Raw genomic sequence first — 15,826 nt, 5'->3', positions numbered from 1 at the left:
GGCCGCAACGGATGGGAAGGACCTGCATGCGCCACTCCGCCGGTATCATACTGCTGTCCGTCTTGATTCTTTCGGGCGTAAGCCTTCCCAAGAAGGGGCCAATACCGGCCGAGAAACCCGGAGTCGCCGGCGAGCAGGCGACACCGGAGCCAAAGCCTGCCCCGCCGCCCAGGGACGACGAAGGCGACGCTGATGAGCGGGGCGAGACAAGTGCCGAGCCTGACCAGGAAGAGAAAGACGGTGTCTCCCAGGACGGAGCCCCGGCTGGCGAAGACGCAGAAGAACCCATCATCCCGGTGCAAGACGAAAACCCCGAGGCGCACGCATCCTGCCTCGCCGCCCTCAAGGCGCTCGGCGGCACGTTTGTTGACGCTAAGCGCATCGACGACGGCAAGGGCTGCGGCATCGACAAACCGCTTCGCGTGAGCGCGGTCTTGCCGGGCGTCGCATTGAAGCCCGAGGGAACGATGCGCTGCGCAACGGCACTGGCACTTGCCCGCTGGACCAGGGAGTCGGCGATCCCCACCGCCGGTGCGGCTTTCGGACCGGACACCCGGATCACCGCGTTGAACCAGGCCTCGGCCTATGTCTGCCGCCGGCGCAACAACGCAACGACCGGCAAGATATCGGAACACGCCCATGGCAACGCGGTCGACATCGCTTCCTTTACGCTCGCCGACGGCAGGACCATCGCCATTCAGCCGCGCGACGAGGACGGCACCCTGACCGGCGCGTTCCAGCGCGCCGTCACGGCAACCGCCTGCCTCTATTTCACCACCGTCCTCGATCCAGGCAGCGATCCAGCCCACGAGACGCACCTGCATCTCGATGTCATCGAACGCAAGAACGGCTATCGCTACTGTCGATAGGCGGCGATCAAGCCGGGTCGGCGCCGGTTGATTATTGGGGCCAAGCGACGCTCGCAGGAGCGCCGCGATTGAAATCGTTCCTCCCAGGCACGATCTATGGCGAACAGTATAACTGTGCCGCACCATTGCCCGCCACCGTTCAAGGAACAATCCATGCCGCTGACCATGTACAAGCTTTCCGTACCCGCCTTCATCCGCGGCTTTTCCGCCCTTGGCGGCATGCTCGACAAAGCCGAAGCCTTCGCTTCGGAGAAGGGCATACCGCTCACGGAACTCTTCGAGGCACGGCTTGCGCCGGATATGCTGCCGCTCGCCGGACAGATCCAACGGGCGAGCGACACCAGCAAGAACGCGATCGGGCGGCTGACGACAATCGAGCCGCCGCGCTTTCCGGACGAGGAACGAAGCTTCGCCGAATTACGCGAGCGGATCGCCAAGACGGTCGCCTTCCTTGGGACGATCCGGCCCGGCGATCTCGAAGGCAGCGAAAACCGCGAAGTGACGCTTAACTTCCCCAAGCTCAAAGTGACGTTCACCGGCGAGGATTACCTGCTGCAATTCGTGCTGCCGAACTTCTATTTCCACATCACGACCGCCTACGACATTCTCCGCCACAAGGGCGTTCCGATCGGCAAGGGCGATTACATCGGCGGCCTCGGCTGAGATCGTCGAGGATGCGGCGGGCGACAGACGCGCATCGCCCGTTGCACCACTTTCAAAACAGGCCCTCGATATAACCCTGCTCGTTGAGGTAGATCCTCTCCGACGAGGGCGCCTTCGGCAGGCCCGGCATGGTCATGATCTCGCCGGTGATGACGACGATGAAGCCGGCGCCGGCGGCGAGCCGGACTTCGCGGATCGGCACGGCGTGACCGGTCGGCGCGCCGCGGAGATTCGGGTCCGTCGAAAAGGAATATTGCGTCTTCGCCATACAGATCGGGAGGCGGCCGTAACCCTGGTCCTCCCAGGTCCTCAGTTGGTCCCGAACCAGCTTGTCGGCGATGACCTCGCTCGCGTGATAGATATCCTTGGCGATCGTCTCGATCTTGTGGAAGAGCGGCATGTCGTCGGGATAGAGCGGTGAGAACTGCGAGTGGCCGGCATTGGCCAGTTCGACGACTTTCCGGGCGAGATCTTCGATCCCTGCGGAGCCTTCAGCCCAGTGCTTGCAGAGGATCGCCTCGGAGCCGAGCGTCGCGACATAGTCCTTGATCACCTGGATTTCCGCTTCCGTGTCGGAGGTGAAATGGTTGATCGCGACAAGCACCGGGACGCCGAATTTCTTGACGTTCTGCACATGGCGTCCGAGATTGGCGCACCCCTTCCTGAGGGCGTCGATGTTCTCCTTGCCGAGATCGTCCTTCTTTACGCCACCATTCATCTTGATCGCTCGCACCGTGGCGACGACGACCGCTGCATCCGGTTTCAATCCGGCCTTGCGGCACTTGATGTCGAAGAATTTTTCCGCGCCGAGATCGGCGCCGAAACCGGCCTCGGTCACGACATAATCCGCAAGCTTCAGAGCCGTCGTGGTGGCGATGACCGAATTGCAGCCATGAGCGATATTGGCGAAGGGGCCGCCATGAACGAAGGCCGGGTTGTTCTCGAGAGTCTGTACGAGATTCGGCTGCATGGCGTCCTTGAGGAGCACGGTCATTGCCCCGTCCGCCTTGATGTCGCGGGCGTGGACCGGGCTCTTGTCGCGCCGATAGCCGATGATGATATTGCCGAGACGCGTCTCGAGATCCTTGAGGTCCTGCGCAAGACAGAGAATCGCCATCACCTCGGATGCGACGGTGATGTCGAAGCCGGTTTCCCGCGGATAGCCGTTGGCGACACCGCCGAGCGATCCGACGATATGGCGCAGGGCCCTGTCGTTCATATCCATCACCCGCCGCCAGGCGATACGGCGGACATCGATGTTCTGTTCGTTGCCCCAATAGATATGATTGTCGATCAACGCCGCGAGCAGGTTATGCGCCGAGGTAATGGCGTGGAAATCGCCGGTGAAATGGAGGTTTATATCCTCCATCGGCACGACCTGCGCATAGCCGCCGCCGGCCGCCCCTCCCTTGATGCCGAAGCAGGGACCAAGCGACGCTTCCCGAATGCAGACGATCGTCTTCTTGCCGATGCGGTTGAGACCGTCACCGAGACCGACCGTGGTTGTCGTCTTGCCCTCGCCGGCCGGCGTCGGGTTGATCGCCGTCACCAGGATCAGCCGGCCGTTCTTCTTCTCCTTCTGCGCGGCAATGAAATCGGCGCCGACCTTCGCCTTGTCATGGCCGTAGGGCAGAAGCGCCTCCGGCGGAATGCCGAGTCTGGCGCCGATCTCAAGGATCGGCTTCTTCGTCGCGGCACGCGCGATCTCGATATCGGACCTTATCTCCGCCATGGCTGCTCCCCCTCAGCTTATGTTTTTCCACTCCGCCCTCCTCTTGGCGGAGCGCATGTAAAGTCTGTTCCGAATGTTCCGCCCGTTAGAGCAATTCCAGGAAAGTGTAACGGTTTTCGGTCCGGAATTGGGTAGTTTCAAAGAGTTAGAGCATTTCACTGTTTCAATGGAACGGTGAAATGCCTAGCGGGCGAGAATGTCGCGCACTTCCACGAGGTTTGACCGCACGCGAAGAATGTAGAAGCCCATCGTCGCCAGATGCGTCGGCATGATCCAGCCATCCTCGCGGCCGTTCGAGATGATGAGTGGCTGGATGTTCAACGCGGCGCGAAGCTGCTTCATCGTTTCAGTCCAGATCGGCGTCAGCCCGCGCTGCGCGACGACATTCTCGAAATCGGCACCGGCCGCCGAGAGAATGCCATAGTAACCGTAGAGCTGGCCGAAGGCGAACCAGAAGCGGTCGTCGGCGCGCGTGTCGAACCAGCCGCCATTGTGGAATTCGGAGCGCTCGCGGATGATGGCCGAGGTGTTGCCGAGATCGTTAGCGACGCGGTCGAGGAATTCGACCATGTTGTCCGACCGGCCGTCGAAGATCGCCTCGCATTTGCCGAGCGAAACGTTGAATTTCCTGAGATCGCGCATGGCCGCGCGATAGAAGCTCGGTGTCGGGGTCTTGGGCCCGAACGGATTGATACCGAAATACCAGGTCTCCTCGTCGAACTGGATGTTGCCGCGCGCGCTCTGCAGATCATTGTTGACGCCTGACGTCCCACGAACGCGGCCAAGCGAATCGACGAGCTCGACCGCGGTACGGCGCACGGCCTGGTTGATGCCGCGCTGGAATGATGCCTTGTTGTCAAGCCAGGGCGTGTCGTCCCAATCGAGCCCGAAAAAGCCCAGTTTGTAGAGCAGCATCGACGATATCCAGGCATTCTGGTTAACACTGACATCGATGAGATCGGCCGCGACATCGACGATCGCCGAGGTCTGACACACGGTTCCAGCGGGCAATTGCGCTGCCGCAAGTGCCTCCGTGGACTCGCCTTCAGCCGGCGGGGCGGCCGCGGTTGCCTGGTTCGTGGCGCCTGCGGCACCGACCTGCCCTGTCGTGGCGGCACCGGGACCGCTGACCGGCGAACCGGCCGGCACCTTGCGGTCGGCAAGCTTGTAGCGGTCGACATAGTCAGGATTGAAATTGGTCCATGCCTGGGTCTGCCAGACGAAATAGCCGTAGAACAGGATCAGACCGAGCAGGATAAGGCCGATCGGACCCTTGATGATCCAGCTTCGCTGCCGGTACCAGTTGCCCATTGCCACGAAAGGCCAGAGGAGCCAGGCAACAGCAAGGCCGATGCCACGGCCGATCGCCGTGAAAACCCGCTGGAAGAACGCAACGATCGGATCGAACATGTCCTATTCCTCTTTGAGGCCGTAGAGCTTGTGCCGGAAGGCGGCCTTGTCCTTGAGATACGTACTGGTCAATGTCGCCACAACATATTCCCGGAACTTTTCGCTGTAGCGCTCGTAAGCGTCATAGAATCCCTGCTTGTCGAACACGAAGCGGGAGACGAAATCGCGGGGAACGAGCTGTGAGATGAGACGATTCACCAGCCATTGATCCGGGTGCATCGGTGCGGCGCGCACCAGCAGGAAGCGATTTTCCGGCGGCACCTCCGCCATGGTGATCGTGCCCGTCGCGGCAATCGTCCGGGTCATTTCCTGGAGAAAGGGGTAGGTTCCGTCGCGCGACACAAGCGCTGCGTTGCGGTGGATCCAGGTCTGCAGCCAGATCCGGTCGGCATTCATGAGGTCGGCAGTCGGATCGGTATCGTTGATCAGTCCGCGAATGATCATATCCGCGCGGTGCTGGAACAGGCCGGATTCCTGCACCCAGGAAGCCTGTGGCAGTTGCAGCCGGCTGGTCCGGGCGAGAAACTCGTAGATACGGGCGTGATCGTTGATGGCGATGTAGCTCACCTGCCACGGCCGCGACCGCCTGAAACCGGGTACCGAGGGATCGCAGATCACCGTCGTCGTCTTCTCGTCGAGGAAGACATACACGCCGCCGAAGTGATTGGCCCAGAAGGCCTCATGGCGGAAAACGAGTTCGTTCGGCACCAGCGCGTTCTGCCGGATGTCGCCGGTCACTTTCGCGAGCTCCACCATCCGGTTCAGCATGGCGTCGTCGGCCCAGGCCGTTGGTACCTTCTTCAACCGGTCCACCAGTTCCCTGAGTTCAGTTGCCTTGCCGAGCATGTCTTCCGCCGAAAGGACTCGAAAACGAACCTCGTTGATCGACAGGAGGTCGTCGATGTCCTCGACCACCGAAACCGAGTCCTCGATCTCGCCGTAAAGCGCATCCTTGATCGTCACGGCGTTGATCGCCCGGCTGTTGGCGTTGAAGAATTCATGCATCAGCGCCGCAGTATTGGAAAAACTCGTATGGACGACGGGAAGGTCCACCTGTGCAGGGGTCAGGACGATGAAGCGTCGGTTGACCCGGTTCGGGTCGAGATAGTCGCGATCCCCGAGTTCATCGGCGATTTCCGGCGAAAAACCCGTCATGTCGATGCTGAAGCGATCGAGCGCCGTCGGCTTCAGGCCGAAGCCCTCCAACGCCTTGTTGTAACGCGCCACGAGATGTGGCTCCGAAATGTCGAGCAGCCGACCATAGATCAGCTCGGCTTCGAGGAGGCGTTTCATGCGAGAATGCTCCTCGCTGCGGCACTTGAGCACTCTCTATGCTCACCGGTCATGCCTGCCACCTGCCCTCGCGCTTCATCGTCTCGATTTCGCGGATCGCCTTTTCGCGCTGGCGCTCGCGGCGAATGATGTCGCTGACGGCGGCATCGTCCGACTTGTCGGTGTAGCGGAATTCGCTGTCGGCATACCGATTGATCTCCTGCAGCACCATCTCGATCGTGATCGGGCCGCGCAAGTCCTCGATCATCGACTTCTTCTCGTCGTAGGACTTGTGCATGAAAGCGCCCGCATCCTTGAACCAGTCGTCGGGCAGTTCGACGTCCATCGCCCGCATCTTGATCGCGTCGGTGATGTTCCTGATCGCCCGGCCGGTGAACCGCGGTTCGGCTTCCTTGATCATGTGCAGGTAGGCGCCGACGTCGGCGAGCGTGGCGATCTTGCCCTTTTCTTTCTCGTAGCGCGCCCAAACGGCGGTAAGCCCCTCCTCCTTTGGCCGTGAATGGGCCTCATAGGACTGCGAGACCGCGCGCTTGATCTCCTGACCGGCATAGAGATCGTGCTCGCCCAGCGGGATCTTGTGGTTCTTGCCGACGAGCAGCGCGAAAATGTCGATGTAATCGCCTTCCGTCTGCGGCCCATCGACGAGCCAGCGGGCACCGGCGCGCTGACGCAGCGCATCGTCGACATTCTCGGGGTAGTTCGAGAACATGCCGAAGGTGCAGTTGCCGCGCACGACGGTCGAGGCACCCGCGAAACTCTCCATCAGAACCGCCGTCACCTCATGCTGACCGGCCGACGCCCGGTCATCGGAACGCCTGGCCGCCACCTGGTCGACATCGTCGATCGTGCCGAAGCCGATCGCCCGAGGATTCATGACATTGTTGACGAACTCCTTGCAGTTCTGGCCGGACTTGCCCTGGTAGGACGAAATCTGGTCGACGCCGAAATTCTCGTAGTGGAAGGCATAACCGGCGACACCGCAGTAATCGTGGAGCATTCCGGCCAGCATCTGTATCAGGATCGTCTTGCCGGTGCCGGGCATGCCGTCGCCGATGAAGGTGAAGAGAAAGCCGCCGAGTTCGACGAAGGGATTCATCTGCCGGTCGAAATCATAGGCCATCAGCATCTTGGCAAGCTTCAGCGCCTGATACTTGGCGATGTGGTTGCCGATGATTTCCTCCGGTTTTTTGAAGGTCATCACCAACGGCTTGCGCTTCTGTCCCGGCGCGACATCGAAACCGTTCAGGGTGAAGTCATCCTGGTCGAGCCGGATATGGACGTTTTCAAAGCTCTGGAGACCGGTGAACCGCGCCTTGCGGGCGATCAGTCCTTCGATGGCGACGCGTGAAAAGGCGCGCGTCCGTGCGGTCAAGGCAAGATCGTCCGGGGCGCCGGCAATGCTGCGGTCGAGCCCCGCAACCATGCTCTTCAGCGCATCCTGTGGTGTATCGAAGAGAAAATCCGGCTCTGACGCATCATCGACAGGCTCGCCTTCTCCCTGCAGCGTCGCGCCCAGATAGGCCGCGAGCGTGAAGGCGGCGACATAGGCGGCGGCCGAAAGCAACCGCTTGAATTGGCTCGCCTCCTCGCCGCCGAGCGGCGCAGTGGCGTTGCGCGCCTGCAATTGCTCGAGATTCGTCTGCCGCCCGAAGACGTCGGCGACGGCAAGCGCGACCTGAATGCCCCGGCGCGTCCGGTAAAGGACGGCATGCTGGGCCGGCGAAAAGAGCGGATCGGCACCGCGCACCGACTGGATCGTGCGCTGAAGCTCGATCTCGCGCGTGCGGCGCTGCCCGCCGGTCGAAACGGTCGAGACAAAGCGACGGCCGGTGCCGGCGAGCGGCGTTCCCCCGGATGCGTCGTCCCGTTCGAGGATGACCAGCTTGGTGACAAGGCTCTGGGCTGTCGCCTGATGCTTCGCGATATCGTCCTCGTGCAGCGTCGTCAGGCCGGTATTCAGCGTCATGGTCAAACCTCGCTCACCACCTGGTTGCCGGAAATCACGTGCACCTTGTAGTCCCCGAAAACCTCACCGGCTTCGCCCGCGGCGTAGAGCGCCTGATAGGCATCGTGCGGCACGAGCGCATGCTTTTCGTAAGAGCTGACGCCCATCCGGGCAGCCTCGAGATTGTCCGTATCGATGTGAAACTCCTCCTGCGCCGGCGTCGAGGACCAGAAGCCGCGCTCCGCCGGACGCTCGGCCTTGGAGAAAACCTCCTGCACCGTCCAGGTCAAAAGCCAGGCATTTTCCGTCTTGCGCACTTTGGAAAGGATGTCGTTGATCCTGGCATTATTCTCGGTGATCCCGGCCGAATAGAAGGGGCCGAGCACGATGCGCCGAAGCTGTTTCGGATGGAGTTCCGGGAAATCCTTGTCGAGATTCGTGGCGATCGTCACCGGCGTCAGCGAATAGGCGCTGTTCTTCGAGGCGAAGTCATCGAAGCGGCTCGCAAGTTCCGGGTTGAGCAGACCGCCGACCGGCAGTGGAATCTCGATGTCCGGATTGAGCTTGCCGTCACGCGTAACCAACATCTCGACGATCTTTTCCGACGAATCCTCGATCGTCGCCATGTAAACCATGGGGAGCGTCTGGGTGCCGTCGAAGGCGCCCCAGGAGACGACGTAATAGGGCCTCATCGTCTTAGGGTTGACCGCGACCCGGATCGTCTCCGGCAGGATGAAGGGCGAGAATATATCGCCCTTGCCGATCTGCTCGAGGTAGAGCCTTTCGGCCATGCGGGCTTGCAGCACCTCCGGAAACGCCTTCTGCCTGAGTATGAAGTCGGCCATCTCCTCGCGGAGCGCATCGGCAGGAGGAATGCTCGCCAGACGCTTTTCCGCACTCTGCCGGTCGTTTTCCAGCTCCAGCACATTCTGGAACACCGGGAAGCCGCTTTCAGCGCGTGAAATCCGGAACCGTTCGACGAAACCGATGCGATTCTCCCAGCAGGCGATCGAGGACTTCAACCGGGCGAGATAGGGAACGATGACCTCGCCCACCACCGTGTTGCGGTAAAGCGGTGAATTGCGGTCGCCGAGAAACAGCTCGAGCCCCGCGAGCGCGGACCGGATGGAGGTGAAATATTGCCGTACGGCTACGGATGCGGCGGTGTTCATGCCTAATCCCTCGGCAGGCGCCGAAAGGCGGTCGGAAATCTGGTCATTGCCGCCTTGCCGATCACTGCTTCACGTAGTTTGCCGCATTGTGCTTGTCCATCACCGTTTGGAAGCGACGGGCGAAGGCATCGTCGGCCAGTTTCTTGCGCCGCTGGATATCCTGCGTGGCGAGCATGTTCTTTTCATGCATTTCGAGCAGGTCGCCGATGTGACGCTGCGCCGCCGCACCGATGCCGGCCATGGTCTCTTCGGCGGCGGTATCGACCTGGCTTCCGAGCGTGTTGATCTTGTGCGCGACATCCTGCTGAGCCGCGGTCTTCAACGAATCCTCCAGCGACTTGTAAAGCACGATGCGCTGTTCGGTATCGATCGTCAGCTTGTTGATCAACGTGTTCTGGGCCGCGATCTGGTTGTTGAGGGAATCGACGAAGGTCTGGAACATCGAGGTGTAGCGCTCGAGCGTCTGGCTCTCGGCGAGCAGTTCCTGCTCCTTCGCCTGCTTCTCGTTATATTCCGTCGCAAGCGTCGACCGCTCACCTTCCAGCTCCGTTCTCGTCTTCTGGTCAGTCGAAGCGGCGATCCGGTTCTCGATGTCGAGCAATAGCGGGTTGAGTTCCTCGATGCGCTTCTGAACCTGCTCAAGCGCCGCCATCGTGCCCTTGCGGCGGTCGATCACCTTGATGAGGCTCTGCTCGGACGTCTTGTAGCGCTGGTCGAGGATCGCTCTCTGGTCCTTGAGGATACCGACGATGGTATCGGATTTGACGAGAAGTTCCTGCAGGTTGCCTGCAAGCGACATGTTGCGCACGCGATCGGTCCGCAATCGCTGCATCTTCTGCTTGGAGAACATGCCGATGAATTTCTCGTAGCCGGTATAGCTCTTCATGCTTTCGAATTCGGAGCCAAAGACGTTGGTCGCATCCTCCAGCCCGATGATAAGATCCGCGATGTTGGCTTCCATCACCTTCTGCTGGTTGATCACATCCTGGATGCGGGCGTTTTCGATATCGAAGTTGACGTCGCCGAGTTTGGTGTCGGCCTTGGCGAACTGCTCGAGGACAACGCCAGATTGTTCGAGCTTGCCGCGCATCTCTTCGACGACACCCCTCGTCTTTTCGATTTCCGCGTCAAAATTCTGAAGAGTTGCCATTCCATCCCCCTTTAATCCGGCCTCCCTTCGATCGGGACGGGCAGCCGCATCGGCATGCCGGATTATTCAGCCTTCGATTGCAGTTATATAAAGGATGTTTAGCCGGTCAGAACAAGTGTCGCAGGCAGGCTTTTTCACCCAAACTGCCGAAGAAAGGACAGGCGATGGCAGCGACCGTCTATCGTGCAGCCGAAGGGTCCCTGAGATAGGCGATCACGTCGGCGATTTCGGCGGGCTTTCTCAGGCCCGGAAAGCTCATCTTCGTGCCGCGAACCATGGCTTTGGGACTGAGGAGATATTCTGAAAGCGTCGCCTCGTCCCACACCTTGCCTTCGGCGCCAAGCGCCTTCATCGCGTCGGAATAGTCGTAGTTGGCGAGCGAGCCCGCCGGACGACCGACCACGCCCATCAGCGTGGGGCCGACGCGGTGTGCGGGCTCGGTTGCCGTGTGGCAGGCGGCGCACTTCTTGAAGACCGCCGCTCCCGCTTTTGCATCCCCGCCAGCGAACCCATCTGATGCGCCGAGATAAAAAAGAAGAAAGGCGACAACGCCAAACCGATGCATGAGCTTGAATTCCCTCCTGCATGATTCCTTAAATCGGATCGATAAGGACAAAATCATGCAAAAACTCAAAGTTCTACAGCGACCTTTGCGCGTCTGACTAGGCGCGCGGCGCTGTAGGAAGCAAACGCGCGTGACTACGGCGCTCAGCGCGCAGACAACGGACAGCGTCAACCGTCATGCATCCGGTCTTCCCAGTGACGGCGGCAATAGGAAACGTACTTTTCGTTGCCGCCGACATCCACCTGCGCGCCTTCGCGCACGAGGTTACCGGCGCCATCGAGGCGCACGACCATCGTCGCCTTGCGCCCGCAATGGCAGATCGTCCTGACTTCGCGTAACTCGTCCGCGATTGCAAGCAGCGCCATTGAACCGGGAAAGAGCTTGCCCTGGAAGTCGGTTCTGAGGCCGTAGGCCATAACCGGGATGCTGAGACGGTCGGCGACGCGCGCGAGTTGCCAGACCTGGTTCTCGCCAAGGAATTGTGCCTCATCCACGAAAACACAGGCGATCTCGCCGGAACCGTCGACGTTCAGCCTCTCCACAAGCGCGTAGAGGTCGTCATCCGCGTTGAACGGGATCGCCTCCGATGTCAACCCGATGCGTGAAGAGATGCGGCCGGCGCCGGCGCGGTCGTCGAAGGCGGCGATGAGCATCACCACGCGCATGCCGCGCTCCTGATAATTGTAGGAGGCCTGCAGCAACAGCGTGCTCTTGCCCGCATTCATCGTCGCATAGCTGAAATAGAGTTTGGCCATGTTTCCCGTCTCCGGACTTCATAATCCGCTTCATGACGGGGCTTGTGGCCGATGACCAGAGCACGTCGGCGTGACCCACAGATTTTCATCTCCCACGTGGTTCCCCAAACCGGGCAGCCAAGCGAAACGCCCGCGTGTTGACGCAAGCGCGCGACGCCAAAAGGCTCCTATTTCATGAACATTGCGACATCCGGCGTCGCATTGTGCATCCCCTCAATGTATTGACGCAATACACTTCCTTCGACATCAAGGCGCTTGAATTCAGGCTCCATTGGTGTTTGGCTAAAACAATAATCAGAGGCAGGGGAACGACAATGATGATAAGGATGCACTCGATCAAATTCATGCTGGCTGGTGCCGTTTGCATGGCCGCCCTGACCGCCGGAAATGTGGCCGCGGCCGAACCGGAAAGCTGCAGCACCGTCCGTTTCTCCGACGTGGGCTGGACCGACATTACGGCAACGACCGCAACTGCGACGACTATCCTCAAGGGCCTCGGCTACGAGACGGATGTGAAGGTCCTGTCGGTTCCCGTTACCTATACTTCGCTGAAGAACAAGGACATCGACGTCTTCCTCGGCAACTGGATGCCGACGATGGAAGCCGACCTCGCGCCCTATCGCGAGGACAAGTCGGTCGAAACCGTGCGCGAGAACCTCGAAGGCGCCAAGTACACGCTCGCGACCAACGCCAAGGGCGCGGAACTCGGCATCAAGGATTTCAAGGATATCGCGGCGCATAAGGACGCGCTGGAAGGCAAGATCTACGGGATCGAACCGGGCAATGACGGCAACCGTCTCATCATCGACATGGTCGAAAAGGGAACCTTCGATCTCAAGAGTTTCGAAGTGGTCGAATCCTCCGAGCAAGGCATGCTGGCGCAGGTCGCCCGCGCCGAAAAGGACGGCGAGCCGATCGTCTTCCTCGGGTGGGAGCCGCATCCGATGAACGCCAATTTCAAGCTCAGCTATCTGTCCGGCGGCGATGACATCTTCGGCCCGAACTTCGGCGGAGCGACGGTGCACACCAACGTGCGCGCCGGCTACACGACCGAATGCCCCAACGTCGGTGCCCTGCTGAAGAACCTGAAATTCTCGCTCCAGATGGAGAACGAGATCATGGGCAAGATCCTGAACGACGGCGAAGAGCCGGAGGCAGCTGCGGCGGCATGGCTCAAGGCCAATCCGACGGCTCTCGATACCTGGCTTGCCGGTGTCACCACCAAGGATGGCGGCGACGGACTGGCCGCGGTGAAGACCGCTCTTGGTCTGTGATCGGCTGGAGCACCCATGCGTTCCGGCGGCGCACAAAGGTCGCTGTAGCAGTTTAAAATTGTTGCGTGTTTTTGTCGGCTCCGATTACCGAAACATGCAGCGGGCGGGGACCACCCCGCCTTTTTTCACCGCTTAGCGCGATCCGGTTTTTGACCCTGACGAGAGGGATCCAAGTTCGTGGAATTTCTGACTGAATACCGCATCCCCATCGGGGGCTGGGCCAAGGCGTTCGTCGATTGGCTGACAACGAATTTCGAACTGTTCTTCGATCAGCTCGCAAACTTCCTGTCGGCCGTCGTGGCCGTCCTGCTCTATATCCTCCAGACGCCTCACCCGCTCATCGTTGTCGTCGTCGTCACGGCGCTTGCCTGGTGGTTCCGCCGCTCGATCGGCATTGCTCTCTTCACCTGTCTCGGGCTGCTGCTGATCATCAACCAGGGCTATTGGCAGGAGACGACTGAAACGCTGGCGCTGGTGCTCGCGGCGAGCTTCGTCAGCATGGCTGTCGGCGTTCCTCTCGGCATTGCGGCGGCGCGGCGCGCCTGGATCTACTCGATCATGCGTCCGATCCTCGATCTCATGCAGACCATCCCGACCTTCGTCTATCTCATTCCGGCGCTGATCCTCTTCGGGCTCGGCATGGTGCCGGGCCTGATCGCCACGGTCATCTTCGCCATCCCCGCACCGATCCGGCTGACCCGCCTCGGCATCATCTCCACGCCGCCGTCCCTGGTCGAGGCAGCCGAGTCCTTCGGCGCCACGCCATGGCAGGTGCTGCGCAAGGTGGAACTGCCTTTCGCTATGCCGCAGATCATGGCCGGACTTACCCAGACAATCATGCTGTCACTCTCGATGGTCGTGATCGCCGCCCTGGTGGGTGCCGACGGCCTCGGCGTGCCGGTCCTCAGGGCGCTGAACACGGTGAATATCGCCCGGGGTTTCGAATCCGGCCTCTGCATCGTCATCCTCGCCATCGTTCTCGATCGTCTGTTCCGCTCGTCCGACGAAGGAGAAGGCGCATGACCGACGCCGTCGTTTTCAAGAATGTCGACATCATCTTCGGCAAGAGCCCGCAAGCCGCCCTGCAGATGGTCGACCAGGGGAAAAGTCGCGACGAAATCGGCGCGGCCACAGGCTTGGTGCTCGGCGTCGCCGGCGCTTCGCTGACGATCAACGAAGGCGAGATCCTGGTCCTGATGGGCCTCTCCGGATCCGGCAAGTCGACCCTGCTTAGAGCCGTCAACGGCCTTGCGCCCGTCGTGCGTGGCGAAGTCGAGATCAAGACCGGGAACGGTTCGCTGAACCCCTATCGCTGTACCGCGAAGTTGCTGCGCGACTTCCGCATGCATACGGTCTCGATGGTGTTCCAGCAGTTCGCTCTTCTTCCCTGGCGGACCGTCGCCGACAATGTCGGCTTCGGTCTCGAACTCGCAGGCATGCCGGAGGCGGAGCGAAAAAAACGCGTTGGCGAACAGCTCGATCTGGTCAATCTGACGAAATGGGCGGACCGCAAAGTCAACGAGCTTTCAGGCGGCATGCAGCAGCGCGTCGGACTTGCCCGCGCCTTTGCGACCGGTGCACCCATCCTTCTGATGGACGAGCCATTCTCGGCGCTCGATCCCTTGATCCGCACCCGCCTGCAGGATGAACTGCTCGAATTCCAGCGGCGACTGAAGAAGACGATCATCTTCGTGAGCCACGATCTCGATGAAGCCTTCCGCATCGGCAACCGCATAGCCATTATGGAGGGCGGGCGCATCATCCAGTGCGGCACGCCTCAGGAGATCGTGAAAAACCCGGCGAACCAATACGTGGCCGACTTCGTCCAGCATATGAACCCGATCACCATGCTGACGGCGAAAGACGTCATGCGAACCGGCGTCGAACGAGGCGCCACAATTGCCGGCGTGACTGCAACGGCGAAGCTGACCACTCCACTCGTCGACATTCTGGATGCCATGTCCCGACAGCCGGGCAGCATCGGCGTCGTCGACAACGGCTCGGTGGTCGGCACGATCGATGCGCAAAACGTCGTCGAGGGCCTGACGCGTCACCGCAACAAAAGTTGACGCAACGCGCCGAACGGCCAATAAAGCCCGGAGCGACCGCTCCGGGCTTTTCATTGTTCGGGGTGGCAGGCAGCGAAAGGAGGCGAGTCATGAGCGACAAACCTAACGTATTGCGCGAAACCGACGATGAGGCGCGCAAGCTTGCCCGGGTACTGCTTCGCTCGGCGAAAAGTGGCGCGCTCGCCGTCATCGAGCCCGAAAGCAGCGGCTTCCCCTTCGTAAGCCGCATCCTGATCGGCATCGACATCGATGGCGCGCCGGTGGTACTCGTCTCGCGGCTTGCAACGCACACGCAGGCGCTGCTCGCCGACCGGCGCGCGTCGCTACTGGCGGGCGAGCCCGGCAAGGGCGATCCGCTCGCCCACCCGCGCCTTACCGTCCAATGCGAAGCCGAAGAGGTTCCGCACGATTCCGAGGCTCATGCCCGCATTCGCGCGCGCTTCGTCCGCCGCCACCCCAAGGCCAAGCTCTATGTCGACTTTCCCGATTTCGGCTTCTTCCGCCTGCAGCCGCTCAGGGCAAGCCTTAACGGCGGCTTCGGCCGCGCCTATGTGCTGACGGCCGAAGATCTCGCCATCGCTTCACCGGCCGCGGCCGCGCTCGCCGAAATGGAGGAGAGCGCGATCGAGCACATGAATGCCGACCATGCCGGCGCCGTGAAGCACTACGCGACCGTCCATTGCCGCGCGCCGGACGGCGACTGGAAGATCGTTGGCCTCGACGCAGCCGGCCTCGACCTTTCCGACGGGGAGCGGCTGAGGCGCCTCGAATTCGAGGCATCTATCCAGTATCCGGGGGAATTGCGGCCGCTTCTGAAAAAACTTTACGGTTAATCGGCGCCAAGCTACCCCCATTTTTCGCACTGGGTGGTTGCCCTTTTATGCATCACGGCTAATTATCGTGCTTCGTCAATCATAACTACGTGTGAT

14 protein-coding genes are annotated in these 15,826 nt (G+C 60.9%); 6 read left to right on the top strand and 8 right to left on the bottom strand.

Annotated elements, in window-relative coordinates; translation table 11 throughout:
* Nucleotides 1-26: 26 nt before the first annotated feature.
* Nucleotides 27-869 carry an extensin-like domain-containing protein gene (locus tag ILFOPFJJ_RS05700; RefSeq protein ID WP_173509558.1) on the top strand — a complete coding sequence of 281 codons (843 nt, stop codon included), beginning with the start codon at nt 27-29 and terminating at the stop codon, nt 867-869.
* 153 nt (nt 870-1,022) lie between these two features.
* A complete protein-coding gene (locus tag ILFOPFJJ_RS05695; protein ID WP_173509557.1) occupies nt 1,023-1,532 on the top strand; it encodes a DUF1993 domain-containing protein in 510 nt (169 codons plus the stop codon).
* Nucleotides 1,533-1,584: 52 nt separating this feature from the next.
* Here the strand turns inward: ILFOPFJJ_RS05695 and ILFOPFJJ_RS05690 are convergent, their stop codons facing one another.
* The 8 genes from ILFOPFJJ_RS05690 to ILFOPFJJ_RS05655 form a co-directional block, all read right to left on the bottom strand.
* Nucleotides 1,585-3,264, bottom strand: a complete 1,680-nt coding sequence (locus ILFOPFJJ_RS05690; RefSeq protein WP_173509556.1) for a formate--tetrahydrofolate ligase — start codon at nt 3,262-3,264, stop codon at nt 1,585-1,587.
* Between the two features lie 183 nt (nt 3,265-3,447).
* Entirely contained in the window at nt 3,448-4,674 is a 1,227-nt protein-coding gene (locus tag ILFOPFJJ_RS05685; RefSeq protein ID WP_173509555.1) for a DUF2333 family protein, read from the bottom strand.
* 3 nt (nt 4,675-4,677) lie between these two features.
* The gene (locus tag ILFOPFJJ_RS05680; protein WP_173509554.1) at nt 4,678-5,967 is read right to left on the bottom strand and encodes a DUF6638 family protein; all 1,290 of its coding nucleotides are present in this window, start codon (nt 5,965-5,967) and stop codon (nt 4,678-4,680) included.
* 49 nt (nt 5,968-6,016) lie between these two features.
* The gene (locus ILFOPFJJ_RS05675; protein WP_173509553.1) at nt 6,017-7,933 is read right to left on the bottom strand and encodes an AAA family ATPase; all 1,917 of its coding nucleotides are present in this window, start codon (nt 7,931-7,933) and stop codon (nt 6,017-6,019) included.
* 2 nt (nt 7,934-7,935) lie between these two features.
* Nucleotides 7,936-9,084, bottom strand: a complete 1,149-nt coding sequence (locus tag ILFOPFJJ_RS05670) for a hypothetical protein (RefSeq protein WP_173509552.1) — start codon at nt 9,082-9,084, stop codon at nt 7,936-7,938.
* 61 nt (nt 9,085-9,145) lie between these two features.
* Nucleotides 9,146-10,234 carry a coiled-coil domain-containing protein gene (locus ILFOPFJJ_RS05665; RefSeq protein ID WP_173509551.1) on the bottom strand — a complete coding sequence of 363 codons (1,089 nt, stop codon included), beginning with the start codon at nt 10,232-10,234 and terminating at the stop codon, nt 9,146-9,148.
* 178 nt (nt 10,235-10,412) lie between these two features.
* Nucleotides 10,413-10,799, bottom strand: a complete 387-nt coding sequence (locus ILFOPFJJ_RS05660) for a c-type cytochrome (RefSeq protein ID WP_173509550.1) — start codon at nt 10,797-10,799, stop codon at nt 10,413-10,415.
* A 167-nt stretch (nt 10,800-10,966) separates the two neighbouring features.
* Nucleotides 10,967-11,554, bottom strand: a complete 588-nt coding sequence (locus ILFOPFJJ_RS05655; protein ID WP_173509549.1) for a thymidine kinase — start codon at nt 11,552-11,554, stop codon at nt 10,967-10,969.
* 317 nt (nt 11,555-11,871) lie between these two features.
* On the opposite strand from ILFOPFJJ_RS05655, the gene ILFOPFJJ_RS05650 reads away from it, so the two are divergent.
* The 4 genes from ILFOPFJJ_RS05650 (at nt 11,872) to ILFOPFJJ_RS05635 (ending at nt 15,730) form a co-directional block, all read left to right on the top strand.
* Entirely contained in the window at nt 11,872-12,828 is a 957-nt protein-coding gene (locus ILFOPFJJ_RS05650; protein ID WP_173510165.1) for a choline ABC transporter substrate-binding protein, read from the top strand.
* 177 nt (nt 12,829-13,005) lie between these two features.
* Nucleotides 13,006-13,851, top strand: coding sequence for a choline ABC transporter permease subunit (choW, locus tag ILFOPFJJ_RS05645; protein ID WP_173509548.1), 846 nt, complete (start codon nt 13,006-13,008; stop codon nt 13,849-13,851).
* Nucleotides 13,848-14,897 (top strand): choline ABC transporter ATP-binding protein, encoded by a 1,050-nt coding sequence (choV, locus tag ILFOPFJJ_RS05640; protein ID WP_173509547.1) that lies wholly within the window; start codon nt 13,848-13,850, stop codon nt 14,895-14,897. Before choW ends, choV begins: the two co-directional genes overlap by 4 nt.
* An 89-nt stretch (nt 14,898-14,986) precedes the next feature.
* Complete coding sequence (locus ILFOPFJJ_RS05635; RefSeq protein ID WP_173509546.1) at nt 14,987-15,730, top strand: HugZ family pyridoxamine 5'-phosphate oxidase; 744 nt, start codon at nt 14,987-14,989, stop codon at nt 15,728-15,730.
* Nucleotides 15,731-15,826 lie beyond the last annotated feature (96 nt).

The organism is Sinorhizobium psoraleae, from assembly GCF_013283645.1.
In the GTDB taxonomy this organism is placed as follows: domain Bacteria; phylum Pseudomonadota; class Alphaproteobacteria; order Rhizobiales; family Rhizobiaceae; genus Sinorhizobium; species Sinorhizobium psoraleae.
This window is presented reverse-complemented; position numbering and strand designations above follow the sequence as displayed.